Source organism: Streptomyces tardus, assembly GCF_018101125.2.
Classification (GTDB): Bacteria; Actinomycetota; Actinomycetes; order Streptomycetales; family Streptomycetaceae; genus Streptomyces; species Streptomyces tardus.
This window is the reverse complement of record NZ_JAELVF020000001.1, coordinates 3,842,163-3,864,932: the sequence shown is the minus strand read 5'-3', so window position 1 is coordinate 3,864,932 and position 22,770 is coordinate 3,842,163. Positions and strand designations below refer to the sequence as shown.

Sequence of the window (22,770 nt, the reverse complement as noted above, 5' to 3'; positions counted from 1 at the left end):
CGAGAAACAGTGCCTAGTACGCGTACGACATCCCCTCCGACCATCCGGCGGGCTTGCACTGGTACCACCCGCACCACCACGGCTCCACCACCCACCAGGCGTGGTCCGGGCTGGCCGGGCCGATCGTCGTCGAGGGCGACATCGACCAGGTGCCGGAGATCGCCGGGATGCGGGAGCGAACCATCGTTCTCAGCATGCTCCGCCTCGACGGCAACGGCGAGAACCCCACCGCGGTCGTCCTGCCCACAGGCGGCGACGATCCCTTCACGACCGTCCCTGCCGTCCCCACGCGGATGGTGGCCACCCTCAACGGACAACTGCGCCCCGAAGTAACCCTCCGCCCCGGCGAGACGCAGCGCTGGCGGGTGCTCAACGCCGCCCCGCACCGCTCCATGTGGCTGCACGTCGAGCGACACAGCCTGCATCAGATCGGCCAGGACGGCATTCCCTTCGCCCGCACGCGGACAGTCCGCGCGATCATGATGGCTTCGGCCAACCGCGCCGAGTTCGTCATCCAGGGCGGCGCCCCGGGCCGCTACCGCATCTACGCCGCCGGATGCGACCAGGGCCACCCCGGCGGCGTCCGACCCGACATCGAACTGGGCACCCTCGTCGTCACCGGACGCGAAACCACCGGCCGCATCCCCCGGCAGCTCGTCGAACCGCCCCGCCTGCCCAGACTGCCGGTCGCCCGCCGCCGCACCCTCGTCTTCTCCGGCGACATCTCAGGCAAGCACGGCCTCGGCGTGCGTTTCCTGATCGACGGCAAGCTCTACGACGTCGACCGGATCGACCAGGAAGTCCAGGCCGGGACGGTGGAGGAGTGGCGGATCGTCAACGAGGACGTCTTCCAGCACCCCCTACACATCCACGTCAACCCCTTCCAGGTGATCGACGTCAAGGGCATTCCGCCGCGCGACACCTCCTGGCAGACGGATCCCGGCATCTGGTGGGACACCTTCCGCCTGCCACCGAACGGGGAGTTCACCCTGCGGACCTACTTCCGGCCCGACATCACCGGCAAAACCGTCTTCCACTGCCACATCCTTCCCCACGAGGACAACGGCATGATGGGCAACCTCCTCATCTCGCCCAAAGGCGGCGCCCGATGAGCGCCCTCGCGAGTCGGCTCCGGCTCGGCGTGGCTGCGGCCGCGGCCGCCACGCTGCTGGCCGGCGGCAGCCCAGGAGCCGCCGCCCCCGCCCCCGCTCCCACGCCTTCCGGCAGGGCCGCCCTGCCGGCGGATCCCGGAACACGAGACCACCCGTACCTGTTCACCCAGCAACACCGGGACGGCCTGTGGTGGTGGAACGGCACCTGGCTGCCGCAGTCCGTGCCGCCCGGCGCGCACCTGCAGATCCAGCTTCCCGCGGGCCCTGCGCACTGGGAGCCCGTGACCGGCCGAGCCTGCCGGCCCACCGGTGCGGCCGGTCTGCTCCCGGTCCGCGCACGCGCCACCGCTCTCGGTACGTCAGTCCTGCCCAACGAGGGCCGCATCGACGGGTTCAGCACGCTGAAGGTCTTCGACTATCGCGTCGAGGGGATCGGCGCCGCGGCGATCTGCCTGCGGGCCAATCCCCGGCCCGAGCGCCCTGGGGGCATCGGACTGCCTGATCAGGAACCCCTCGTGTACGTCCTGACCGTCCTGGTCGGGATCCCGCAGGCCAGTCTGCCGCGCCTGTAGCGGGAATGGGCAGAGGTCCTCACCGGGTTCCCCTTGCCCGACCACCAGGAGGCCACCGTGCCCGCACCCGTACGCCCCGACCCAGCGAAGGTCCAGATGTACTGGCGGCCCGGCTGCCCGTACTGCGCGATGCTGCGCAGGCAACTGCGACGCACCGGCCTGTCCTACGAACCGGTCGACATCTGGAAGGACCAGTCCGGCGCGGTTTATGTCCGGTCGGTCAACAACGGCAACGAGACCGTGCCGACGGTCGCCGTCGCCGGGCATCCCCTGACCAATCCGAGCGCACGGCAGGTCCTGGAGGCGGTACAGCGGCACGCACCCCACCTCCTGCCGGAAACCGCGCCGGCCGATGCCGCCCGACGGTGGCGTCCGCGCTGGCCCTGGCGGCGCACGAAGTAGCCGGCGAAAGCGTGCTCGGGCCCGACCCGGCTGCAAGGCTCAATGGGGATTGCCGAGGGAGCGCGCAAGGACGAGCACGGAGGTGAGCAAGCCCTGGCCTGCGTGCGGCGGCTCGCTGCGTACGGTGAGCCACCTCCAAGGGAAACCGCACTCCGCGCACTCGGCCAGCAGCTTCCCGCACACCGATTGTGCGGAGGAGCCCCGTCATGCCTGCCCGCCGTTATCGGGCCGGCGGTTCCAGGGTTCGAAACCGGCTACGGAGCGCGTATGCGTGAGGCATTCCGTCCGCGTGCGTCAGCTGGAGCGCAGTGCCGTGAGCGCGTCTTCCACGGCGCGGTGGAAGGTGGGGTAGGCGTACATCATGTGCCGCAGCCGGTCGACGGGGACCTCCCCTTGGACCGCTACCACGAGGCCGTAGAGGACCTCCCCGCCCATGGGGCCCGCGGAGGTGGCGCCGACCAGCACGCCGCGGTCCACGTCCTCGACGAGTTTGATCAAGCCTTCGTTGCCCGCCTTGTGGATCCAGCCGCGGGCCGATGACGGCACCTGAGCGGTGCCGGTGCGTACCCGCAGGCCCTTCTCACGTGCCTGGGCCTCGGTCAGCCCCACTGAGCCGACCTCGGGGTCGGTGAAGGTGACCCGGGGCAGGGCGCGGTAGTCCGCGCCGGGGCCGGGTTGGCCGAGGATGGCGCGGACCGCGATCTCGGCCTGGTACATCGCGACATGGGTGAAGGCTCCGCGGCCGGTGACGTCTCCGACTCCCCACAGTCCGGGAGCCGCTCGCAGCTGCTCGTCCACGTGCAGGGCGCGGGCGTCCGGGTCGAGGCCAACCGTCCCGAGCCCGAGTCCGGCCAGGCCGGCGCGCCGCCCGGTGGCGACGAGCAGCCGCTCCGCGGTAAGTTCCTCGCCGCCTTCGAGGGTGAGGGTGAAGGTGTCACCGTCGTGCCGTGCACGGTTGGCTTGTGCTCCGGTGCGTACGGTGATGCCCTCGGCGCCCAGCACGTCGGCGAGCAGGGCGCTGGTCTCCGGCTCCTCCGCGGGCAGCAGTCGCTCGGCCGCCTCGATGACGGTGACCGCCGTACCGAAGCGGGCGAAAGCCTGTGCCAGCTCGACGCCCACGGCCCCGCCGCCCAGCACCATGAGCGAGCGCGGGCCGTCCTTGACGGCAATTGCTTCGCGGTTCGTCCAGTACGGCACCGCGTCCAGACCCGGCACCGGGGGGATCTGCGGACGGCTGCCGGTGGCGATCACCACCCCGCGCCGGGCGGTGAACTCACGCCCGTCGATTTCGACCCGTTTTGGCCCCGCCAGCCTGGCGCGGCCCCGGACGAACTGCCCGCCCTTGCCGGTGAACCGGTCCACGGCCACCTGGTCGTTCCAGTCGTCGGTGGCCTCCTCACGAATCCGGGAAGCCACCGGTGCGAAGTCCGGAGTGACCTGCGCCTGCCCCGCCATACCGGGGATCCGGCGGGCCTCCGCCAGCAGGTTCCCACCGCGGATCATCATCTTGCTCGGGATGCAGGCCCAGTACGGGCATTCGCCGCCGACCAGCTCCGCCTCGACCCCGACGACGTCCAGCCCTTCCTCCGCCAGGCGCTCGGCGACATGCTCACCGCCCACGCCCATCCCGATCACCACGACATCAGTCTCCTGCGCCATGTCCGTCTCCTCGCTGAGGTACTTTCCGTCCTGCTTCGGCCTATACCGGGAACCCCGTGGGGACTCCCGCTCCATCCCTTCCCTGTCCCTCGTGCAGCGGCGCAAGAGCGCTACTGCGTTCCCATGCGGTCGGCAGAGAGTTCAGTGCGCCGGGTCGGCGTCGTGGCGAGGTAGCGCGCCGTTGGCCTGGTCGATGGCCGCCGCCGCGTTGATGAGCCCGATGTGGCTGAACGCCTGCGGGAAGTTTCCGAGCAGCTCACCGGTGCGCGGGTCGATCTCCTCTGCGAGCAGCCCCAGGTCGTTGGCGAAACCGGCGACGCGGTCGAAAAGGGCCTGCGCGCGGTCCGGCCGGCCGGCCTGGGCGAGGGCGGCGGCGAGCCAGAACGAGCAGAGCACGAAGGTGCCCTCGCTGCCTTCGAGTCCGTCGAGGTTGCGGTCGTCGGTCAGCCGGTAGCGCAGCACCAGCCCGTCATCGGTGAGATCGCGGGCGATCGCCTCGATGGTCGCGTTCATGCGTGCGTCGGTGGCGGGCAGGAAGCCGTAGAGCGGCATGAGCAGGGCGGCGGCGTCGAGTTCGTCGGAGTCGAACGCCTGGGTGTAGGCGCCGCGTCGCTCGCTCCAGCCGCGTTCGAGCACCGCCGCGTGGATGCGGTCCCGCTCGGCTGCCCAGGCTTGAGGACGCGCGTGCCCGCCCAGGCGGGGCGCGAGTTTCACCGCGCGGTCCAGCGCCACCCAGCACAGCACCTTGGACGACAGGTGATGGCGCGGTTCCCCGCGCATCTCCCACATGCCGGCGTCGGGCTCCTGCCAGCGGCGCACCGCCGTGTCCGCCAGTCCGGCGGCGAAGCGCTGGATCTCCGGATGCAGGTCGCCGAGCCGCTCCTGGTAGAGGTGCAGGGCGTTCAGCAGTTCGCCGTAGACGTCGAGCTGGGTCTGCGCCCATGCCTGGTTGCCGACTCTGACCGGGCGGGAGTCCCGCCATCCGCGCAGGTGCGGCAGCTGGCGTTCGCTCAGGTCGTGCTCGCCGCCGACGCCGTACATGATCTGCAGGGACGAGTCCGCCCCGGAGGTCCCACCGGCAGAGCTGGTCATGAAGGAGACAAAATCGGCTGCCTCGTCCGGGCATGACCCGTGGTAGAGGGCTTCCAGAGTCAGGCTGGCGTCGCGGATCCAGGCGTAGCGGTAGTCCCAGTTGCGCGTCCCTCCCACCGCCTCCGGCAGTGAGGTCGTCGGCGCGGCCACGATGGCGCCGGTCGGACGATAGGTGAGCCCCTTGAGGACCCGGGACGACAGCAGCACCAGGTCGCGGTGCGGGCCCTGGTAGATGTCGTGCTCGGCTTCCCAGGACCGCCACGCCTCGACGGTGTCGTCAATCCGCTCCGCCACCCGCTCCGGAGTGGTCGGTTCGGGCGGCGCCACTTCCGGGGGCGCCCACACCAGGGAGAAGCCGAAGCGCTGCCCAGCCGCCACGCGCAGTTTCGCCCGTACGCATGCCTCGCCGGCCTCCAGCGGAACGGGGGAGCGCACGGCGATCTGGTTCGGCCCGCCGAACGTGCGCATCCCACCGTCCGTGAGCCGCAACAGCGGCCGTACCAGACCGTATTCGGGACGGGGCACCAGCTCCACGTCGAACGCGACATCGCCACTCACCCCCTCGATCTCGCGCAGCAGCTCGTGCGGCGGCGACATGCCCAGCTCGTGGCCGCGCTGCCCCTCGGGAACCGCGAGGGCGTCGCGCAGCCGCGCCACGCCGGACGCGGTGGTGAACGTCGTCTCGATGACCAGCGTGCCCGGCAGGTAGCGGCGCGTCGCCTCGAATCGGCCGACTGGTGTGATCGACCAGTGCCCGGCCTCGGGGTCGAGCAACCGTGCGAACAGCGCGGGACTGTCGAAGCGCGGCACACACATCCAGTCGATCGCCCCCCGGCGGTCGACCAGGGCCGCGGAGCTCCCGTCGGCCAGCATTCCGTAATCGGCGATCCGCGAGGACATCACTCAGCTACCCTCCATTCGGACCGGACAACTCCGCTGACGGAAACGGCATACCCGCGCGCACCGAGCCGCCCCTCGGGGGGGGGCAACTCCTCAGCACTCATGGCAACATCCCTGTGACCTCGACGTCATGGGCAGTGTCTACAGCACTGCCACGCAGACCAGGGCGGCCACCACGCCGTAGGTCGCATGGCCGGCAAGCAGTGCCGACCCCACCGCGAACTCTGTGTACTCATTCTCCATTTCCCAGAGCCGGAAATCCGTCATCCGACACTGGGGAAACCCGCTTCGTGCCAAACAGGCTTCCATTGGCGCCCGGCGGCTCAGGAGCACGCCGTTTCCAGGCCGTGGGGACGGAAAATGCGCTCCACACCGGAGGCGAACAACGGGTCTGGGGCGGGCCTACGCGAGGGTTTCCGCAAGTTCACGGAGATTGCCTACCGTGTAGGTGGGAGGCAGCATGACCTGCGGGTAATCCGCTGCGTCCCGCCGCAGCCATGCGCCGCCGAGTCCAGCACGCTGCGCACCGTCGACATCCCACGGGTGCACTGCCACCAGCACCGCCTCATCCAGACGTACGCCGACCTGCTCCACGACGTACTGGTAGGCGGCCTGGGCCGGTTTCCAGCGCTGTGGCCCGCTCGCGTCCAGATGGCTCTCAAAGCAGTCCGCGAGCCCGGCTCGGCCGAGGAGCCGCTTGCTAAGGTCCGAACTGCCGTTGGTCATGGTCACCAGTCGGAACCCCCGTTCGCGAAGAGCGCGGACGCCGTCCGGAACATCAGGATGCACCTCCAGGTGCGAGAACCCGTCCACCACATGTACGGCCGCTTGTTCGATATCGCCGGACCACTCGGGCGCACTGGACAGCAACGCCCGCATTCCCTCTCGGGCCACGGCTGAGAAATCTGAAAAGGAACCCGCAGCAGTGAGTGCGAAGCCATCACGCAGCACGCCTGCGAACCAGAGGTGGAACAAGTGAGGCGGGGCGCCGATCTCCGCAAATCGGCTCTGCAGCGGGCTCATGTCGCTGAGGGTCTCGTTGACGTCGAATACGAGCAGGGGTGCGTTCTGGCGCGGCACGGTGTCCTCCATCAGCTCGGCGTACGAACAGCCACTTGTCTCGACGGAGCCCTGCGGTGCCCCGCACCGACCGTAAGCGCGGGGCGGGTCACCGACTCCTCTGGCACCGCCTTCCGGAGGACTCAATAGCCTTGATGGCTCTCAAGCGCGGTCCTGCGCGCGCTGACGGAGGCGGTCGACGGCCAGGAGTTCGAGACGGCAGTAGCCCACCCGCAGCAGGCCCTGGCGCTCGAAGTCCTTGATCACCCGGTTCATCGTCTGTCGACGCATTCCCAGCATCGCTGCCAGGGTGCCTTGGGAGCAGGTGACCGCACTGTCGCGGGCCTCACGCAGCAGCAGCCAGGCGGCACGGCTCTCCGCACTGCCGTGCAGCGTCCGTACCTGCGCCTCTTGCGCTCGCAGGTGCCGGTGGGCGAGTGCGGTCAGCCAGGCCCGGGTCAGTGCGGGACTGGCGTCCAGCGTGGCGAGGAATCCCGCCGCGCTCAGAAAGCTGCTCTGCACATCGGTACGTGCCCGCACCGTGCAGACCGCCGGTTTGCCCAGGAGAAGCGGCACGTCTCCGGCGATGCCACAGGGCTGCAGCGTCCCGACCACCACCCGGTCCTGTCCCCTGCCCGCGACAAGTTCCAGTTCCCCGCTGCGTACCATCCATACTCCGTCGGGATGCGTTCCCTGCGTGAAGATGATCTGTCCTTGCCGGAGTTGACGGTGTTCCAGTCGATCGGCGAGTTTCAGGGCATCGATGTGGCCGGGCGGCAGAAAGCTTCTCATGCATCCCGCGATCCAGGCAGCCGCCCGCTGTGCCGCGGGGCCCACGACGGTCATTCCGCGGCGTGTGCTCGCATCCAATGTGTCACCTCCCTGACCATGCCTTCGCTTGTCTGGCGGGTTCAGCGGTTGGGCGCCGGTCGCGGAACGTACAGGTGGCAGTACAGGGCGGCAGCCGCCGCCCCGCACTGTCCAAGGAGGCATCCCTTATGCGAAACCGTCTTCTGCTCCGGGCCACCTTCGGCACCGCCGCCACCCTGCTGGCCGCCGGCGCCGTCATCGGCGCGCCCGGCACCTCGTCCGCTGCCCCGCAGCATGGGGCTTCGGCCGCTGCGGTGACCTCGGACCACCGGGGCCAAGACCGCTACGACCGCGACTGTGACGGGCACAGCGCGTACCCGTACGGGGGCTACTACGGTGGCGGCCTGGGCCTGCTCAGCTGGCTTCTCTGAGATCTCCCTCTCCGCGAAGAGGGATCTCTAGGCGCCCGCCGGGGGCGTCGTGCCATGTTCCGCGTCGTCGTCCCCGGCCGGCGGGTCGCTCATGAGCGAAGCGCCGAATGCCCGCAGCCGCTCCACCGCTCCACCGTCCGGTTCCGCCCGGCGGGCCAGCGCATCGTGGAGCTCCCGGTAGACGGACGCCTCCAGGCCGCAGCGCCGACAGTCCTCCAGATGGGCCGCGACCCGGCGTGCGGTGACCTCGTCCGTTTCGCCATCGAGGTAGGACTGCAGCACGCGCCCGACCTGCATGCAGTTCATCCGGCGCTCCGCCGCTGCACGCCGCCACCATGGACGCTTGTTCACATCACACCTCGCTTCGGTGCCAGTCCTGCTGTGGCCAGTCGCGCCCGTATCCGTTTGCGCGCCCGGTGCAGCCGGCTCATCACGGTCCCCTCGGGGACATCCAGCAGGTGGGCGGCCTCCGCGTAGGTGAGGCCGTCGATGTCCACCAGCTGCACCACCTGACGGTGCTTGTCCGGCAGCGCGCCCAGGGCCTCGTCCACCACCTCGTCGAACGCCTCACCCACCACGATCTCTTCCGCCGATCCGCTCGGGCCCGTGGAGCTGAGCCGGTCCAGATCGGCGTCCGGATCGTCCAGGAGGTGCGGACGGCGGCGGCGGTGCCGGTTGATCTCCGCCCGCCGCATGATCGTCAGCAGCCACGCGCGCGGATGTTTCCCGTCGAAACCGTCGATGGCCCGGTAGGCGCGCAGCAAGGTGTCCTGCACGAGATCCTCTGCGTCTGCCGGCTGCGCGGTCAGCGTCATCGCCACCCGCAGCAGCACCTCCACCTCCGGCAGCACATAGGCGGCGAACGCCTGGCCCTGCGGGTCCGCAGGATCCGGTGGCGCTGTCACTTGGTCTTCCACACGGCGGAAACCCCTTCTACCTGGACCCGCATTCCATCTTCTTCCTTCTTCTTGTGGTCTGCGCTCCGCTCCGAGGCCGCTGCGGACCGCACGGCCGGGCGAGGAGCCCTGCGCAGGCTGGAATGCCGCGTACGACTGGAGGGGTTTCCGCTGCATGAAAAAGCAGCGCGTTCCCGGGCCAGGGCGAGTGTGGGCCGAGTGCCGGGAGAAGATCCGGCATATGCGGCTGCGCGGCTAGGTGGAGGCGTACGCCGACGGGCAGCTCACCGGTGCGCACCGTATGCAGGTGGCTGCTCACATCGCCTGCTGCTGGGCCTGCAGCGGCAGTCTGCAGCTTCTGCGGCTGATCAAGGCGTCGCTCCGGCACAGTCCCCAGCGGACGCCCCCTTCCCTCGCGTCGGCCCGGGTACGGCGCTTCGCTCAAGACCTCAGCGCGCCGACGGGCCGGGACCGGCCCAGCGGTTGACGCCCGCCGGTCCCCAGCCCGTCAGACCGCGGGCAGCCCCGGCCCGCCCGCGGTCCGGATGATCAGCAGCAGCCGGGCGCGGCGCCCGGGCCCGGCGCGGCTGCTCCCTCTGCGGGGGTGCAGGGGAACAGGCCGAAGTGCTGGCTCTTGTCACCGGTGACGGCGAAGTGGGCGGCGTAGCGGGTGGCGGCAAGCATGTCGGCGGTGTTGCCGCAGACGAGCGCCGGTTTGCCGGTGTGGAAGCGGTGGTGGTCGTCGAGATCGAAGGCGCGCGGGTGCTCGGCGATGGTGCCGTGGTAGACGGCGACCTGGCCGTAGTCCTCGCAGCGGTCCTCCAGCGGGAGCTTGAAGGCGCGGATGGTGCGGGAGGTGAAGGCGGCGAAGCCGATCTTCCGCTCGATGTCCGGGTCACTGATCGTCACCGGGGAGGCAGCCACGGTACGGGCGTCCGGGCAGCCGGCGCTTTCCAGAGCACGGCGGAAGTCCTCCGTGTACAGGGCGCCGGCGAGGCATTCGCCGACCAGGACCGGGTCGTCGAGCAGTGAGGCGGGCAGGCGCCGGTCGGAGAAGATGTCGGAGAAGTACAGCTCACCGCCGGGTTTGAGGACGCGGAAGATCTCGGACAGGACGCGCGGCTTGTCCGGGGAGAGGTTCACCACGCAGTTGGAGACCACGACGTCCACGGAGGCGTCCGGGATTCCTGCCCCGGCCAGGTCCTCGATGTAGCCGTGCCGGAAGTCGGTGTTGGCGTGGCCGAACCGTTCGGCGTGCCAGTCCTGGTGGCGGCGGGCGACGGCGAGTTGTTCCTCGGTCATGTCGACGCCGATCACACGGCCCGTGGGGCCGACCAGTTGGGAGAGCACGTAGACGTCCCGGCCACTGCCGGAGCCCAGATCGAGCACGGTGGCTCCTTCCAGAGCGGGCGGGATGGGTGAACCGCAGCCGTAGAAGCGCTCCATGACCTCGTCGTGGACCTCGGCGAGCGCCGCGGCGATATGGGGCGGCGGTGCCACGTCCGTACAGCAGGCCGTTGTCTTCAGGTCGGCGGAGGAGGCGAGGACCTTCCCGTAGTAGTCCCTGACCGATTGCGCAACGGACGCCTCGGCTGCCTGCTGGTCTGTGGATACATCGGTCGTCGCCATGTCTCTCCCTGATGAGTGAGTTGCCGTGCGCGAGTCGGCGCTTCGCCGGGCCGCGACGGAAACCCGCTGCGCGGCCGTCGTCATTCCCTCTCTGCCGGAGCACGACCGGAACAGCGCTCAGCCCGCTCGCGGCACCACCCAGCGATGCGCGACGGGCAGGTGCAGCCAGACATGCTCCGACGGGGCAGGTGGCGTGCCGGGCGGAAGAAGTACGTGTACGGGGCCGGCGGCCGTGTCGGCGACGAGAGCGGTGAAGGCGCCTTCCGGGCGCACGCTGTGCACCACGGCGGCCACGGTGTCCGGTCCGGTGCCGAGCTGGACGGCCTCGGGGCGGATCACCAGGTGACCGGGGCCGCGGTGGGCGACGGCGTCGGGCAGGTCCAGTTCTCCCAGAGGACATGCAAAACGTCCATGCGGCGTGACGTGACCGGGGAGCGCGGTGGGGCAGCCGAGGAAGCGGGCCACGGCCAGGGAGGCCGGGCGGGCATAGAGGTCGGCGGGCTGAGCTTGCTGAAGGAGACCGCCCCGGTCGAGCAGGGCGACGGTGTCGGCGACGGCAGCGGCTTCCGTCTGGTCGTGGGTGACCAGGACGGTGGTCACCGCGAGTTCTCGCTGGACCGTGGTGAGCAGGTCGCGCATGGTGTGCCGCAGGCTCGGGTCAAGGGCGCTGAACGGTTCGTCGAGGAGCAGCACGGCCGGTTCGGCGGCCAGTGCCCGGGCGAGGGCGACGCGCTGGGCCTGGCCCCCGGAGAGCTGGCGGGGGTAGCGGGCTGCGAGTGCGCCGAGGCCAACGCGCTCCAGGTGTGCGAGGGCGCTGGTGCGGGCGTCGCGGTTGGAGCGGCCCCGCATGCGGGCGGGGAAGGCCACGTTGTCCAGCGCCGTGCGGTGCGGCAGCAGCATGGGCTGCTGGAAGACCACCGCAGCACCGCGGTGTTCCGGCGGGACCCGGGTCACCTCGGTGCCACGGAGGTAGACGGCGCCCCGGCCGGGCGTGAGGAGCCCGGAGGCGACCTGCACGGTGGTGGTCTTGCCGCAGCCGGAGGGGCCGAGCAGGGCCAGCAGCCGGCCGTCGTCCACATCGAGGTCGAGTCCGTCCAGGACGGGCTCGCGGTGCCCCGGATAGGTGACGGTGATCCGCTCCAGGCGCAGGCCGGGGGCGGGAGTGGAGGACAAGAAGGGCATGACGGTCAGCGCTCGATTCCCGGTGCGGCGGAGGAAGAGGAAGAAGCAGGTTCGGCGTCGGCCCAGGCTGCCCGGTGACGTCGCAGCAGTGCCGCACCCACGCCGAAAAGGAGGATGGGTGGGGCGACGGTGAGGATGCCCAGTACGGCGGTCAGGGCCTGGTTCCCGCTGCCCGCGGCCGTGGAGAACAGCAAGAGCGGCAGTGTGGTGACGACCCCGCCCCCGACCAGCACGGTCATCAGGTACTCACTCCAGGAGACGAGGAAGGCCAGGGTCGCCGAAGCCAGCAGGGCCGGGGCGAGTGCGGGCAGGGTGACGTGGCGGAGAACGGCGCTTCGGGACGCGCCGAGGGTGCGGGCGGTCTGCTCCATGCGCACGTCGTAGGTGGCGTAGCCGCCGATCATGACGAGGACGGTGTAGGGCAGGGCGGGCACCAGGTGGACGAGGGCGACGCCGGCCGGCTGGTCGGAGAGTCCGGCCCGGACGAACACTTCCTGGACGCCGACCGCCAGTGCGAACGGGGGGACCAGAACGGGGGCGAGCAGCAGCAGACGCACCAGTCCCGCGGCCGGTGGGCGGTACAGGACCAGGCCCCGCGCGGCCATTGCCCCGAGCGCGGTGGCGGTCATGGCGGTGGTCAGCGCGAGTCCCAGCGAGGTGCCGGTCGCGGCGATCACCTGCTGCTGGGGGGCGGCGGCCTGGTCCCACGTGCGGAGGGTGAAGTCCTGGGGGACGAGTGCGGGATACACCCACCGCCCGGCGAAGGCCCAGATCAGCAGGGGCAGCAAGGGCGCTGCGATCCAGAGGGTGAGCAGCGCGAATCCGGCGCTGTGCAGGGCCCGCCTCATGGTCCGGTCCTTGCCAGGAGCAGTCGGCGGGAGATCGCCGCGGCGGCGAGGGCCGCGAGGGCGATCACCAGGCCGATCACGACGGCGAGGGCCAGGGCGGCGGGCCGGTCGTCGAGTTCCACCGAGCGGTAGAGCTCGACGGCCTCTACGGGCAAGGCGCGCGGGACGGTCGCTCCCAGCAGCGCTGGAGTTTCGTAGGCGGCGAAGGTGAACGCGAAGACCAGCAGGCATGCCTCGGTGAGAGCCGGGGCGAGCAGCGGCAGGGTGACGTGCCTCAGTCGGCGCAGCCGTCCGGCTCCCAGGGTGCGTATCGCGTTCTCCTGGTCGCGTACGGCGGGTGTGTAGGCGGCCAGCAGCATGATCGTGACGAAGGGGGCCTCTTTCCATACGTAGGTGAGCAGAACGGCGCTGGGGGTGGAGCCGGCGACGAGTGCGGGGAAGTCCGCGGGCCCGTCGGTCCATCCCGCGGCGTGGGTGAGCCGGGAGATGATTCCCGACCCGGAGAGCAGCAGTGCGAACGCCGCGGCGGCGAGCAGGTGCGGGACGGCGAGCGTGGCGCGGGCGGCGGTCTCCAGGGCGGCCCGGCCGCGGCGGGAGCCACTGACCGCACCCACCACGGCCAGTGCCAGCGCAGCCGACACAACGGTGCTGAGCGTCGCGATCTTCAGGCTGAGCAGCAGGGAATCGGCGAAGGCCGGGTCTTGCAGGAGCCCCGCGTAGGCGGAAAGGCTCCAGCCCCGGCCCAGGCCATCGGCAATGCTGCCGCGGGCTGCGAGCAGCAAGGCACCGCCTGCGAAGGCGACGACGGCCAGGGACGGAGCCGTCAGCAGCAGTCCCCGCCATCGCGGCGGCATCGGTACGGTCACGGGGCGGAGGCGACTTCCTGCTTCCAGCCCTTGTCCAGCGGCCCCACCCAGTCACCGCTCAGTTCGGGGCGGGCGTTTCGCGAGAGTTCCTCGATCGGAAGTGTCGTCTCCGGTGTGGTCAGCGAGGCGAACTTCTCTCGCCACTGCTCGGGCAGCCGTTCCTGGTCCAGCACCGTGTAGGCGCCCCAGCCGCCCGGCCGGGCCTTGGCGTACTGCAGCTCGGGCGAGAGCATCAGGTCGGACAGCACGAGCGCCGCCTCCCGGTGGGCGGCGTTCTTGGGCACCGCGAGATAGCTGGTGTTTCCCAGGGTTCCGTCCTCGGGCACGAACACCCGCGCGCTCGGCGGGAACTGGCCCTTGCCGACGAGGGCCGGGACCTCTGCGGGGCCGTAGGTCATCGTCATGTCGACCTCGCCGTTGGCGAAGAGGTCGTTCAGCGCAGCCTGGTCCTTCGGGTAGGTGGCACCCTGCCGCCACAGGGCGGGCTTCAGCGCGTTCAGGTCCTTCCATAGGCCGGGGGCGACGGTTTCGTACGCCTTCTTGCTGTAGGCAGGGGGGACGGGCTCATCCTGGGCGCGGGCGAGGAGGATCTGCCGTACGAAGGCCGAGCCGGTGAAGTCGGGCGGTGCCGGGTAGGTGAAGCGACCGGGGTTCTGCTTGATCCACTCGGTCAGGGCGGCCGTGGTCCGGGGCGGATCGGCGAGCTTGGCCGAGTCGTAGACGAACGCGAACTGGGCCCGGCTCCAGGGCGTTTCGCAGTCGTCGACCGGGGTGCCGAAGTCCTGGGTGAGGGTGAGGTCGGTACTGTCCAGATACTTCTGGTTCGGCATCAGGCCGGTGTATCCGCACAGCCACAGGTCCGCCTGCTTTCCAGTGCGGAAGTTCTCTCCGTTGACCCACACCAGGTCCACCGCACCGCCGCTGTCCTTGCCGGCACGCTGATCGCCGAGGATCTTCTGCACGGCGTCCTGGGTGTCTGCCACGGGGACGCGCCTGACCGTGATGCCCAGCTTCTTCGCCGCCGGGGCGACTTCGTCGTCAATGTAGGAGTTGGCTCCCTTGTCGCCGCCGAACATGAACATATTGACGCTCTGGCCTTTCGCGGCGCTGCGCAGCTGGGCCCAGTCCTTCGCGGGCGGCTCGGCCCCGCCGGTGCCGGGGCCCGAGCAGGCGGCCGTCAGCAGCCCGGCCACGACGGCCCCTGCGGCCAGAACTGTGGCTCTTTTGACGCGCCGCCCGCTGTGCCGCATCCGTATCCGCATATGCGCTGCCCCTTCGGCTGGTCCTTCGTAGTTTCCCGCGCGACGATCCTGCGAACATCCGTTGCGCGGAAACGGAACACGGTCGGGTGCTCGCAGGCTTCCCTTTGTGTTCGCCGGCGCGGTGCCGGTGTGGCGGAAGGAGACAAGCGATGCTGGACGTGCGGGCGAGGGCGGCACTGAGCGGTCCGTTGGACCGTGCTGCCGCGATGCTGGACCGCCCCGCTGTCACGCCCAATCGTCTGACTGCGCTCGGCATGCTGACGGGTCTTGCCTCGGCCGGTTCCGCAGCGGCCGGCTGGTGGCCGGCCGCGGTGGTGCTGTGGCTGCTGTCCCGGCTCGCCGACGGCCTGGACGGTCCGCTGGCCCGTCGCCGCGGCACGGCGAGCAGTGGGGCGGGCGGCTTCCTCGACATCAGTGCCGACTTCCTCGTCTACGGAGCGTTCGTCGTCGGCGTCGCCGTCGGCGTGGGCGGTCCGGCACTGCCGTTCCTGCTCGTCCTGCTCGCCTACTACGTCAACGGCACTGTCTTCCTGGCCTTCTCCTCCATCGCCGAACGCACCGGGCGCCGCAGTGTCGATCGCCGGTCGGGAGGCCGGTCGCTGAACTTCCTGGGCGGCCTGGCCGAAGGCGCCGAGACCATCGCCGTGCACACGCTGTGGTGCCTGCTGCCCGGCTTCGCCCACACCATCGCCTGGGTCTGGGCCGCGATGGTCACTGTCACCGCGGCCCACCGCGTCGTCACCGGATATCGGCAGCTGCGCTGACCTCTGCGCCGCGGGAGCGGAGCAGACGTGCAGCCCACCAGCCGCCCGCGCTCAGCACCAGCAGAGCGCCCAGCGCGATCCACAGCCCGGGAGAGCCGGGGTCGCCCAGAGATCCGCCGAGCCCGGTGTAGACGACGGTGCCCGGGATGATGCCCAGGGCCGTGGCGGTGACGTAGGAGGAGAAGCGGACACCGGCCACCCCGGCCCCGTAGTTGATCACCGAGAAGGGAAACAGCGGCACCAGCCGCACCAGGAGGACGGCCACGAAGCCCCGGCGTGTCAGAAAGGCATCCAGCCGCGCCAGCCGCCCCGAACCCGCGTACCGGGCGACCACCGGACGCCCCAGCCAGCGCGCCAGGCCGAAGGAGAGAGCCGCGCCCACCGTCGCTCCCACGAGCACCGCGCCGGCCCCCACCGGAAGCCCGAACAGCACGCCGGCCGAGGCGGTCAGTACGGAGCCGGGCAGCAGGGCCGTCACGGCCAGGGCGTAGACAACCGCGAAGACGACCGGCCCCCACATCCCGAGCGAGTCCACCCACTGACGCACATCACGCAACAGGTCTCCACCCCCCAGCGCCACCCAGGAGCCGAGCGCCAGGAGCAGAGCCACGAGGAAGGCCAGCCGTATCCACGCCGCACGTCCCGGCCGCCGCCCCTCCTCGTCCGCGTCCGTGACGGGCGGTGGGAGCTCGGTTGCGGAGGAGCGGGCTGCCGGGCGGTTCATGTCGTCTCCTGTGACTGCTGTTCGATCGGAAGTTCGGCCACGACGCGACGCAGTGGCAGTTCCAGACGCCGCCCCGGGGCCGCCCATCTCGCGAGGGAGCGCTTGGCGGCCTGAGCCCGGTGGGCGGTGAGGCCGGGCAGGTAGAGGGCATCTGCCAGCAGGGCCGCCGCGTCGGCCGAGCCGATGGCGAGGGTGAAGACGTGTCGCTCGTCGCTGCGGACGCGGAACCCCGCTGTGCGCAGCAGTGCGGGAAGTCCGTCGCGGGCCTGCGGGTTGGGCCACGGCTGCCGCACGGCGCGCAGGGCCGCCATCACCCGGACCCAGCCGAGCATGCCGGACGGGGAGAGCCCGGACTGGGAGGGCACCAGCGCCACGAGCGTCCCGCCAGGCCGCAACACACGCCGGGTCTCTCCCAACGTCTGCGGCAGGGGTGTGACCACCGGCAGGCACATGGCCGCGCAGACCGCCCCGACGCTCGCCGAGGCAGCGGGGAGCGCGTCCGCTGCGGCCCGCACCAGCGGCCCGCGCCCCCGTCGGGCCGCCTCGGCGAGTTCCTCTGCCGAAAGGTCGACCCCGACCCAGTCGGCGTCCGGGAGTTCCTGACGTGTGGGTGCCGAACCGCAGGCCAGGTCGAGGACCGTGCCCTCGATACCTCGCAGCGGTTCGGCCAGCCAGGCGTAGGGGGAGATGTCGGCCAGGGAGAACAGTTGCTCGGTGATGCCGGCGTGCTCCTGGTGGTATGCGGTGATGAAGCGCCGCCAGTCCGGTTCGTCCATCCAGCCCTCGCCCCTCCTGTGACTCATGGAGGCGGCTCGCGCCCCTGTGCTTCCCTCGGGAACCCTGCCGGGCTGGTCACGCATTCCGTTTCGGACACGCCACAGGCGCGCGGATGAAGCGGGAGGGCCATCGCGACCGTGATCGTGGGGGCGGGGAAGGGAAGGCCACAACGGTGTCACCGGGTTCCCTTCACGTCCCACGCCCGCGCGCCGGCCGTCCCACGACGGCGCACCGACAGAGAGTTCCGCGCCATGAAGAGGTACGACTTGGTGGTCATCGGCGGCGGCAGCGCCGGTCTGACCGCGGCCCGCACCGCCGGACGCCTCGGCGCCCGCACGCTGCTTGTCGAACGCGACCGCCTGGGCGGGGACTGCCTGTGGACAGGATGTGTTCCGAGCAAGGCACTGCTGCATGTCGCCGCCGATGTCCAGGCGGCCCGCCGCGCCGCCGCCTACGGGCTCCCGCCGGTGTCCGGCCCGGCCGACCTTGCGGCGGCCATGGCGGAGGTGAAGCGGGCGATCGGTGCGATCGAACCCCACGACTCCACCGACGCGCTCGCCCCGTACGGGGTCCACGTGGTGCACGGGGCAGCGTCCTTCACCGGCCCGGGCACCCTGACCGCGGGCGAGCGGGTGGTCTCCTTCCGGTACGCGCTGATCGCCACGGGCTCCTCGCCGGCCCTGGTACCGGTGCCCGGCCTGGCCGAGGCCAAGCCGTTGACCAGCGACACGGTCTGGGAGCTGTCCGAACTCCCGCGCCGCCTGGTGGTGCTCGGTGGCGGGCCGATCGGCTGCGAGCTGGGCCAGGCGTTCGCCCGGCTCGGCTCGCGGGTCACTCTCGTGGAGGCGATGGACCGCCTGGTACCGCGCGAGGAGCCCCGGGCCTCGCAGGTGCTGCGGGAGCGGCTGGAGGCCGAGGGCGTCACCGTGCTGACCGGCTACCGCGCCGAGCGAGTCGATGCCGACGCCGTTCACGGGCCCGGTGGTCCTCTGCCCTACGACGCTCTGCTGGCCGTCACGGGGCGCCGTTCCCACACGCACGGGCTCGGCCTGGAGGCGGCCGGTGTGGAACTCACCGATGCCGGTCATATCCGCACCGACGGTCGGCTGCGCACCACCAACCACCGGATCTACGCCGCCGGAGATGTGACCGGCCTCTCGGCCTTCACTCATCTTGGCGGCACTCAGGGCGGAGCAGCCGCCGTCGACGCTCTGCTGGGGGTGCGCCGTCCCATCGACTACCGGGCGGTGCCCTGGGTGACGTACACCGATCCCGAGATCGCCCGCGTCGGACTTACCGCGGACGAGGCGCGGGAGAAATACGGCGACGACACACGCGTCCACACCTTGGACAACGACCGGGTCGACCGGGCGGTCGCCGACGGCCGCACCGAAGGCTTCACCACCCTGGTGCTGGGCCCGCGCGGCAAGATCGTCGGAGCCACGGTCGTGTCACCGAGGGCCGGCGAGACCATCGCCCATCTCGCGGCGGCGGTGCGCCTGGGCTGGGCGCCCTCTGACTACGCCCGCACCGTGCACCCCTATCCCACCTACGCCGACGGGCCCTGGCATACCGCGCTGGCCGACGTCTACGCCCGTCTGGCCCGGGGCAGCAGCGCGATCGGTGCGCTGCTGAAACTCCGCAGAGGGATGATCCGGTGATCCTTCGTCTCGTCCTGGGCCTGCTCCTCGCGGCGATGGCGCTCGGCCAGGCCGCTTCGTTCGACGCGATGCCCGCCATCCTGACCACCTACGGACTGACATCCGGTGCGGCCTCGACCGCCCTGGCCGTGGCGTTGATCAGCACCGAAGCCGTAACGGCCCTCTAGTTCCTCGCCCGGCCCCGCTCCCGCGCCACCACGCCCGTCTGGCTCTACACCGGCGTCGCGGTGGTGTGGGCCGTCCTGGCCTCTCAGGCGTTCGCCCGCGGACTCGTCCTCGACAACTGCGGCTGCTTCGGCACCTACCTCCCCCAGCCGCTGCGCTGGTACGTCCTCGTCGAGGACACTCTGATGCTGCTGTACGCCGGGCTGCTGTGGCGCGGCCTGCACCGGGCCCGGCCCACATCCCCGCCCGCCACAGCTCGAACCCCGCAGGAGAACCACTGATGCGGATCACCGCGAAACTGCGCGCCCTCGAACGTGCCACCCGCCCCTACGACACCGCGTTCGCCGCGGCGATGGAGCTCCGCTGGAAGGAACTCCCCGACACCGCCAAAACACCCGGCCAGATCCTCGGCCGGCACGGCGTCGGCTGCGAGGGCACCCACGGCGTCTTCCCCAAGTGCAACCTCAAGTGCACCCCCTGCTACCACTCCAGAGACGCCAACCAGGTACGCGTCGACGGCCCCCACACCCACGAACAGATCACCGCCCAGATGCGCCTGCTGCGCGAACTGCGCGGCCCACGCGCCCACACCCAGCTCATCGGCGGCGAGGTCAGCCTGCTCACCCCCGACGACCACTCCGCCGCCCTCGCCATCATGCGGGACCACGGCCGGGAACCGATGAGCTTCACCCACGGCGACTTCGACGACGACTACCTCACCCAGCTCGCACTCGGACCGGACGGCACACGGCGCTTCGACCGGCTGTCCTTCGCCGCGCACTTCGACAAGTTCATGTACGGCCGGCGTGGCATCGAACGCCCGCCGGACGAGCAGTCTCTGAACCCCTACCGCGCCCGATTCGCCGCGATGTTTGCCCGCATGCGTCGCGAGCACGGGGTGCGGTTCTTCCTCGCCCACAACATGACCGTCACCCCCGGCAACCTCGACGAGATCGCCGAAGTGATCCGCGACTGCCACGCCATGGGCTACGGCATGTTCTCCTTCCAGCCCGCCGCCTTCCTCGGCGACGACCGCCGCTGGAAGGAGAAGTTCCGCGAGGCGACCCCGGACGCGGTATGGGCGGAGATCGAGCGCGGCGCCGGAACCCGCCTGGACTACCGCGTCCTCGAGAACGGCGACGTGCGCTGCAACCGCACCGCCTACGGCTTCTACGTCGGCAGCCGCTGGTATCCCTTCCTCGACGGCGACGACCCGCGCGACCTCGCCGTACGCGACGCGTTCTTCCGCTACTTCGGGAAGATGACCTTCACCGGCACCCCGACCGCCCTCCTCGCGGCAAGGATCGTGCGGGTGGTGGCCCGCCATCCGTCCACCGTGGTGACGGGGCTGCGCTGGCTGGGCCGTACCGCCCGCCGCGTCGGACTGCTGCGGCTGGTCCGCCACCGGATGCGGGTACGTCCGGTCACCTTCGTCATGCACCAGTTCATGGACGCCGACGTCGTCGCCCCGGCCTGGGAGATGATGCAGCGCGGCGAGCAGGCCGAAGACGCCGCACTGCGCGAAACCCAGGAGCGGCTGGCCGCCTGCCACTACGCCATGGCCCACCCCGAGAACGGAACCCTCGTCCCCGCCTGCGTCCAGCACGCCGTGCTCGACCCGGCCGAGAACGCCGCGCTGCGCACCCTGCTGCCGATCGTCGAGGTCCGCACCCCAGCACGCCGCTCGCCCGGCACGTCCGGCATGTAACCGAAGAACCGAAGGAGAAGCAGTCCATGCGCATAGGCGTGATCACCGGCTCCGGCAGCTACGACTGGCCCCACATGGAGGGTGCGGCGGAGCGGACCGTCGTCACGGACCACGGCGAGGTCACGGTCACCGAGGGCCGCCTCGGGGACGCGGAGATCGTGCAGTTGTCCCGGCACGGCACCGGTCACCACCGGCTCTCCAGCCAGGTCGACCACAAGGCGAACCTCGCCGCTCTGCTGGCCGTCGAGGCGGAGGCCGTGGTGTCCTTCACCGTCTGCGGTTCCCTCGACCCGGACCTGCGGCCGGGCTCGCTGGTGGTCTTCGACGACCTGTACTTCCCCGCCAACCGGCTCCCCGACGGCACCCCCTGCACCTGGTACGACACCCCCGGCGAGGCCGGACGCGGCCACTGGATCTTCGACCGGCCCTTCAGCGAACCACTGCGCCAAGCGCTGATCACCGCCGCCAAGCAGACCGGGGCACCGGTCGCGACGCGGGGCGTGTACGGACACGTCGACGGCCCCCGGTTCAACTCACGGTCGGAGGTGGCCGCGCTGGCCGCCGCCGGGGTGAGTGCCATCAGCCAGACCGCGGGCCCGGAGGCCGTCCTGGCCGGTGAGGCCGAACTGCCCATGGCCCTGGTCGGTTTCGTCACCGACTACGCCAACGGCGTCGCCGCGAAACCGGAACCGGTGCAGGCGTTGCTGGACCGCATGGCGGCGAGCAAGGAGGTCTTCGCCACGCTGGCCGGGCACGCGCTGCCATCCCTGGGCAGCGTGAGCGCGGCGGGTTTCGTCTACCGGTTCGACACGTGAGCGCCACCGCCCACCGGGGCACACCCGCGATCCTGGTCATGGCCAAGGCGCCGCGGCCCGGCACGGTCAAGACCCGGCTGCATCCCCTGCTCGGCCCGCTTCGCTGCGCGGAACTCCAGGCCGGACTCATCCGCCACACCCTGGAACTGACCACCCTCCGCATTCCGCGGACCTACCTCGCCTACGCCCCGGCCGACGGCGGGGACACCATCGGTACGGCAGCACCCGCCGGCGTCCGCTTGCGCCTCCAGCGCGGCGAAGACCTCGGACAGCGCCTGGCCGCAGCCGTCGCCGACGCCTTCGCCGACGGCGCGGGCCCGCTGCTGGTCATCGGCACCGACGCGCCGACCCTCACCGGCGACCACCTGACCGCCGCGTTCACCGCCCTGGAAAGCCACGACGTGGTGCTGGGCCCCGCGCTCGACGGCGGCTACTACCTGATCGGCCTGCGCGCCCCCCACACCTCGCTCTTCGCCCTCGACGCGGATGTCTGGAGCACGGACCGGGTGCTGAGGGCGACCCGCTGCGCCGCCCGGCGCGAAGGGATGAGCGTGGAGCTGCTGTGCCCACTGCGGGATCTGGACACCCCCGAAGACGCAACCGCCCTCCTCGCCGATCCGGCGCTGCCCGCGCCGATCGCCGCTCTGATCCGGCCCGGGGAGGCGCCATGACACACGTGTCGATCATCGTCCCGGTACTGAACGAGGAGGCCGCGATCCAGCGCGCGGTGAGCCGCCTGTGCCGCGACTTCCCCGACTGCGAGCTGATCATCGTGGACGGCGGCTCCACCGACGCCACCGCCGAACTCGCCGCGCTCCACGCCACCGTGATCACCAGTGAGCGAGGACGGGCCAAGCAGATGAACGAGGGCGCCCGGCACGCCTCCGGCGACATCCTCTGGTTCGTCCACGCCGACACCGACATCGATCCAGACGCCCTGGACCAGATCCGGGCCGCACTCGCCGACCCGGCCGTGGTCGGAGGCGGCCTCACCCTCCGCTTCGACCGCCGCACCCCTGCCCTGAACTACCTCGCGTGGACGTCCAACGCCCGCGCCCGCCGCCTCCACCACATCTTCGGCGACCAGGCAATGTTCGTCCGCCGCACCGTCTTCGACGAACTCGGAGGCTTCCCCGACCTGGCCATCATGGAGGACCTGGAGATGTCACGGCGCCTGCACCGCCTCGGCCCGCTGCGCCTGCTGCCCGCCACCTCGACGGCCTCCTCACGCCGCCTGACCGCCCACGGAACCTGGCGCATGATCGCCTTCATGCAGTACCTGAAGCTGCTGTACTTCGCCGGCGTCGACCCCGAAGCCATCCGCACCCGCTACACCGCCGGCCCCCGCCTCTTCCCGCACAGATCCCGGGCAGCGGAACGAACCAGCCCCACCTGAGCGACACCCTCCCCCTCTCTCTTCGACACATTGGAGACCG

General features: G+C 70.9%; 26 protein-coding genes. 13 read left to right on the top strand and 13 right to left on the bottom strand.

The window, feature by feature from the left end:
* Nucleotides 1-29: 29 nt before the first annotated feature.
* From JGS22_RS16535 to JGS22_RS16525, 3 genes are read left to right on the top strand one after another with little or no spacing between them, the layout of a single operon-like run.
* On the top strand, nt 30-1,112 hold the full coding sequence (locus JGS22_RS16535) for a multicopper oxidase family protein (protein WP_277426260.1): 1,083 nt from the start codon (nt 30-32) through the stop codon (nt 1,110-1,112).
* On the top strand, nt 1,109-1,684 hold the full coding sequence (locus JGS22_RS16530) for a hypothetical protein (protein WP_124274496.1): 576 nt from the start codon (nt 1,109-1,111) through the stop codon (nt 1,682-1,684). Before JGS22_RS16535 ends, JGS22_RS16530 begins: the two co-directional genes overlap by 4 nt.
* A 57-nt stretch (nt 1,685-1,741) precedes the next feature.
* A complete protein-coding gene (locus JGS22_RS16525) occupies nt 1,742-2,086 on the top strand; it encodes a mycoredoxin (protein ID WP_124274495.1) in 345 nt (114 codons plus the stop codon).
* Between the two features lie 294 nt (nt 2,087-2,380).
* On the opposite strand, the gene JGS22_RS16520 is transcribed toward JGS22_RS16525, so the two are convergent.
* From JGS22_RS16520 to JGS22_RS16505, 4 genes are all read right to left on the bottom strand, one after another.
* Nucleotides 2,381-3,745, bottom strand: coding sequence for a dihydrolipoyl dehydrogenase family protein (locus tag JGS22_RS16520; protein WP_124274494.1), 1,365 nt, complete (start codon nt 3,743-3,745; stop codon nt 2,381-2,383).
* A 141-nt stretch (nt 3,746-3,886) separates the two neighbouring features.
* The gene (locus JGS22_RS16515) at nt 3,887-5,737 is read right to left on the bottom strand and encodes a glycoside hydrolase family 15 protein (RefSeq protein ID WP_124274493.1); all 1,851 of its coding nucleotides are present in this window, start codon (nt 5,735-5,737) and stop codon (nt 3,887-3,889) included.
* Between the two features lie 402 nt (nt 5,738-6,139).
* Nucleotides 6,140-6,829: a haloacid dehalogenase type II gene (locus tag JGS22_RS16510; RefSeq protein WP_056704858.1), complete on the bottom strand. Its 690-nt coding sequence runs from the start codon at nt 6,827-6,829 to the stop codon at nt 6,140-6,142.
* Between the two features lie 129 nt (nt 6,830-6,958).
* A complete protein-coding gene (locus tag JGS22_RS16505) occupies nt 6,959-7,588 on the bottom strand; it encodes a Crp/Fnr family transcriptional regulator (RefSeq protein WP_063886186.1) in 630 nt (209 codons plus the stop codon).
* A gap of 206 nt (nt 7,589-7,794) precedes the next feature.
* Here JGS22_RS16505 and JGS22_RS16500 point away from each other — a divergent pair, with 206 nt between their 5' ends.
* A complete protein-coding gene (locus tag JGS22_RS16500; protein ID WP_164493625.1) occupies nt 7,795-8,037 on the top strand; it encodes a hypothetical protein in 243 nt (80 codons plus the stop codon).
* A 27-nt stretch (nt 8,038-8,064) separates the two neighbouring features.
* Here the strand turns inward: JGS22_RS16500 and JGS22_RS16495 are convergent, their stop codons facing one another.
* Both JGS22_RS16495 and JGS22_RS16490 read right to left on the bottom strand, forming a co-directional pair.
* The gene (locus JGS22_RS16495) at nt 8,065-8,388 is read right to left on the bottom strand and encodes an anti-sigma factor family protein (RefSeq protein ID WP_308405705.1); all 324 of its coding nucleotides are present in this window, start codon (nt 8,386-8,388) and stop codon (nt 8,065-8,067) included.
* Nucleotides 8,385-8,942, bottom strand: coding sequence for an RNA polymerase sigma factor (locus JGS22_RS16490; RefSeq protein ID WP_211039804.1), 558 nt, complete (start codon nt 8,940-8,942; stop codon nt 8,385-8,387). The genes JGS22_RS16495 and JGS22_RS16490 overlap by 4 nt, the downstream gene beginning before the upstream one ends.
* Before the next feature lie 250 nt (nt 8,943-9,192).
* On the opposite strand from JGS22_RS16490, the gene JGS22_RS27415 reads away from it, so the two are divergent.
* Entirely contained in the window at nt 9,193-9,420 is a 228-nt protein-coding gene (locus JGS22_RS27415; RefSeq protein WP_372454264.1) for an anti-sigma factor family protein, read from the top strand.
* Between the two features lie 62 nt (nt 9,421-9,482).
* On the opposite strand, the gene JGS22_RS16485 is transcribed toward JGS22_RS27415, so the two are convergent.
* The 5 genes from JGS22_RS16485 to JGS22_RS16465 form a co-directional block, all read right to left on the bottom strand.
* Nucleotides 9,483-10,562, bottom strand: a complete 1,080-nt coding sequence (locus JGS22_RS16485; RefSeq protein ID WP_211039803.1) for a methyltransferase domain-containing protein — start codon at nt 10,560-10,562, stop codon at nt 9,483-9,485.
* Between the two features lie 117 nt (nt 10,563-10,679).
* Nucleotides 10,680-11,744, bottom strand: coding sequence for an ABC transporter ATP-binding protein (locus JGS22_RS16480; protein WP_211039802.1), 1,065 nt, complete (start codon nt 11,742-11,744; stop codon nt 10,680-10,682).
* 5 nt (nt 11,745-11,749) lie between these two features.
* The gene (locus JGS22_RS16475) at nt 11,750-12,592 is read right to left on the bottom strand and encodes an ABC transporter permease (RefSeq protein ID WP_211039801.1); all 843 of its coding nucleotides are present in this window, start codon (nt 12,590-12,592) and stop codon (nt 11,750-11,752) included.
* Nucleotides 12,589-13,458, bottom strand: coding sequence for an ABC transporter permease (locus JGS22_RS16470; RefSeq protein WP_211039800.1), 870 nt, complete (start codon nt 13,456-13,458; stop codon nt 12,589-12,591). The genes JGS22_RS16475 and JGS22_RS16470 overlap by 4 nt, the downstream gene beginning before the upstream one ends.
* Nucleotides 13,455-14,651 (bottom strand): ABC transporter substrate-binding protein, encoded by a 1,197-nt coding sequence (locus tag JGS22_RS16465; RefSeq protein WP_308405704.1) that lies wholly within the window; start codon nt 14,649-14,651, stop codon nt 13,455-13,457. Before JGS22_RS16465 ends, JGS22_RS16470 begins: the two co-directional genes overlap by 4 nt.
* Nucleotides 14,652-14,869: 218 nt before the next feature.
* Between JGS22_RS16465 and JGS22_RS16460 the strand changes: the two genes are divergently transcribed.
* Nucleotides 14,870-15,484 (top strand): CDP-alcohol phosphatidyltransferase family protein, encoded by a 615-nt coding sequence (locus tag JGS22_RS16460; RefSeq protein WP_211039798.1) that lies wholly within the window; start codon nt 14,870-14,872, stop codon nt 15,482-15,484.
* On the opposite strand, the gene JGS22_RS16455 is transcribed toward JGS22_RS16460, so the two are convergent.
* Together JGS22_RS16455 and JGS22_RS16450 are read right to left on the bottom strand one after the other, a co-directional pair.
* The gene (locus tag JGS22_RS16455; protein ID WP_211039797.1) at nt 15,459-16,208 is read right to left on the bottom strand and encodes a TVP38/TMEM64 family protein; all 750 of its coding nucleotides are present in this window, start codon (nt 16,206-16,208) and stop codon (nt 15,459-15,461) included. The two genes, JGS22_RS16460 and JGS22_RS16455, sit on opposite strands and share 26 nt — an antisense overlap.
* Nucleotides 16,205-17,011, bottom strand: coding sequence for a class I SAM-dependent methyltransferase (locus tag JGS22_RS16450; protein WP_211039796.1), 807 nt, complete (start codon nt 17,009-17,011; stop codon nt 16,205-16,207). Before JGS22_RS16450 ends, JGS22_RS16455 begins: the two co-directional genes overlap by 4 nt.
* A 225-nt stretch (nt 17,012-17,236) precedes the next feature.
* Between JGS22_RS16450 and JGS22_RS16445 the strand changes: the two genes are divergently transcribed.
* Genes JGS22_RS16445 through JGS22_RS16420 form a run of 7 tightly spaced genes read left to right on the top strand, consistent with a single transcriptional unit; the run spans nt 17,237 to nt 22,730 of the window.
* Complete coding sequence (locus JGS22_RS16445; protein WP_211039795.1) at nt 17,237-18,646, top strand: dihydrolipoyl dehydrogenase family protein; 1,410 nt, start codon at nt 17,237-17,239, stop codon at nt 18,644-18,646.
* A complete protein-coding gene (locus JGS22_RS26405) occupies nt 18,643-18,813 on the top strand; it encodes a hypothetical protein (protein ID WP_236073175.1) in 171 nt (56 codons plus the stop codon). Before JGS22_RS16445 ends, JGS22_RS26405 begins: the two co-directional genes overlap by 4 nt.
* A gap of 60 nt (nt 18,814-18,873) precedes the next feature.
* Complete coding sequence (locus tag JGS22_RS26400; protein WP_236073174.1) at nt 18,874-19,092, top strand: hypothetical protein; 219 nt, start codon at nt 18,874-18,876, stop codon at nt 19,090-19,092.
* Nucleotides 19,092-20,519 (top strand): radical SAM domain-containing protein, encoded by a 1,428-nt coding sequence (locus tag JGS22_RS16435; RefSeq protein ID WP_211039794.1) that lies wholly within the window; start codon nt 19,092-19,094, stop codon nt 20,517-20,519. Before JGS22_RS26400 ends, JGS22_RS16435 begins: the two co-directional genes overlap by 1 nt.
* 26 nt (nt 20,520-20,545) lie before the next feature.
* The gene (locus tag JGS22_RS16430; protein ID WP_211039793.1) at nt 20,546-21,334 is read left to right on the top strand and encodes an MTAP family purine nucleoside phosphorylase; all 789 of its coding nucleotides are present in this window, start codon (nt 20,546-20,548) and stop codon (nt 21,332-21,334) included.
* Entirely contained in the window at nt 21,331-22,005 is a 675-nt protein-coding gene (locus JGS22_RS16425) for a TIGR04282 family arsenosugar biosynthesis glycosyltransferase (protein ID WP_164493620.1), read from the top strand. The genes JGS22_RS16430 and JGS22_RS16425 overlap by 4 nt, the downstream gene beginning before the upstream one ends.
* The gene (locus JGS22_RS16420; RefSeq protein ID WP_124274484.1) at nt 22,002-22,730 is read left to right on the top strand and encodes a TIGR04283 family arsenosugar biosynthesis glycosyltransferase; all 729 of its coding nucleotides are present in this window, start codon (nt 22,002-22,004) and stop codon (nt 22,728-22,730) included. The genes JGS22_RS16425 and JGS22_RS16420 overlap by 4 nt, the downstream gene beginning before the upstream one ends.
* Nucleotides 22,731-22,770 lie beyond the last annotated feature (40 nt).

What these genes read in the sequence shown, in the direction of transcription:
- JGS22_RS16530 (WP_124274496.1), top strand. Translation starts at nt 1,109, where the DNA reads ATGAGCGCCCTCGCGAGTCGGCTCCGGCTCGGCGTGGCTGCGGCCGCG.
- JGS22_RS16520 (WP_124274494.1), bottom strand. Translation starts at nt 3,745, where the DNA reads ATGGCGCAGGAGACTGATGTCGTGGTGATCGGGATGGGCGTGGGCGGT.
- JGS22_RS16515 (WP_124274493.1), bottom strand. Translation starts at nt 5,737, where the DNA reads ATGTCCTCGCGGATCGCCGATTACGGAATGCTGGCCGACGGGAGCTCC.
- JGS22_RS16510 (WP_056704858.1), bottom strand. Translation starts at nt 6,829, where the DNA reads ATGGAGGACACCGTGCCGCGCCAGAACGCACCCCTGCTCGTATTCGAC.
- JGS22_RS16505 (WP_063886186.1), bottom strand. Translation starts at nt 7,588, where the DNA reads ATGAGAAGCTTTCTGCCGCCCGGCCACATCGATGCCCTGAAACTCGCC.
- JGS22_RS16500 (WP_164493625.1), top strand. Translation starts at nt 7,795, where the DNA reads ATGCGAAACCGTCTTCTGCTCCGGGCCACCTTCGGCACCGCCGCCACC.
- JGS22_RS16485 (WP_211039803.1), bottom strand. Translation starts at nt 10,562, where the DNA reads ATGGCGACGACCGATGTATCCACAGACCAGCAGGCAGCCGAGGCGTCC.
- JGS22_RS16480 (WP_211039802.1), bottom strand. Translation starts at nt 11,744, where the DNA reads ATGCCCTTCTTGTCCTCCACTCCCGCCCCCGGCCTGCGCCTGGAGCGG.
- JGS22_RS16475 (WP_211039801.1), bottom strand. Translation starts at nt 12,592, where the DNA reads ATGAGGCGGGCCCTGCACAGCGCCGGATTCGCGCTGCTCACCCTCTGG.
- JGS22_RS16460 (WP_211039798.1), top strand. Translation starts at nt 14,870, where the DNA reads ATGCTGGACGTGCGGGCGAGGGCGGCACTGAGCGGTCCGTTGGACCGT.
- JGS22_RS16455 (WP_211039797.1), bottom strand. Translation starts at nt 16,208, where the DNA reads ATGAACCGCCCGGCAGCCCGCTCCTCCGCAACCGAGCTCCCACCGCCC.
- JGS22_RS16450 (WP_211039796.1), bottom strand. Translation starts at nt 17,011, where the DNA reads ATGAGTCACAGGAGGGGCGAGGGCTGGATGGACGAACCGGACTGGCGG.
- JGS22_RS16445 (WP_211039795.1), top strand. Translation starts at nt 17,237, where the DNA reads ATGAAGAGGTACGACTTGGTGGTCATCGGCGGCGGCAGCGCCGGTCTG.
- JGS22_RS16435 (WP_211039794.1), top strand. Translation starts at nt 19,092, where the DNA reads ATGCGGATCACCGCGAAACTGCGCGCCCTCGAACGTGCCACCCGCCCC.
- JGS22_RS16430 (WP_211039793.1), top strand. Translation starts at nt 20,546, where the DNA reads ATGCGCATAGGCGTGATCACCGGCTCCGGCAGCTACGACTGGCCCCAC.
- JGS22_RS16420 (WP_124274484.1), top strand. Translation starts at nt 22,002, where the DNA reads ATGACACACGTGTCGATCATCGTCCCGGTACTGAACGAGGAGGCCGCG.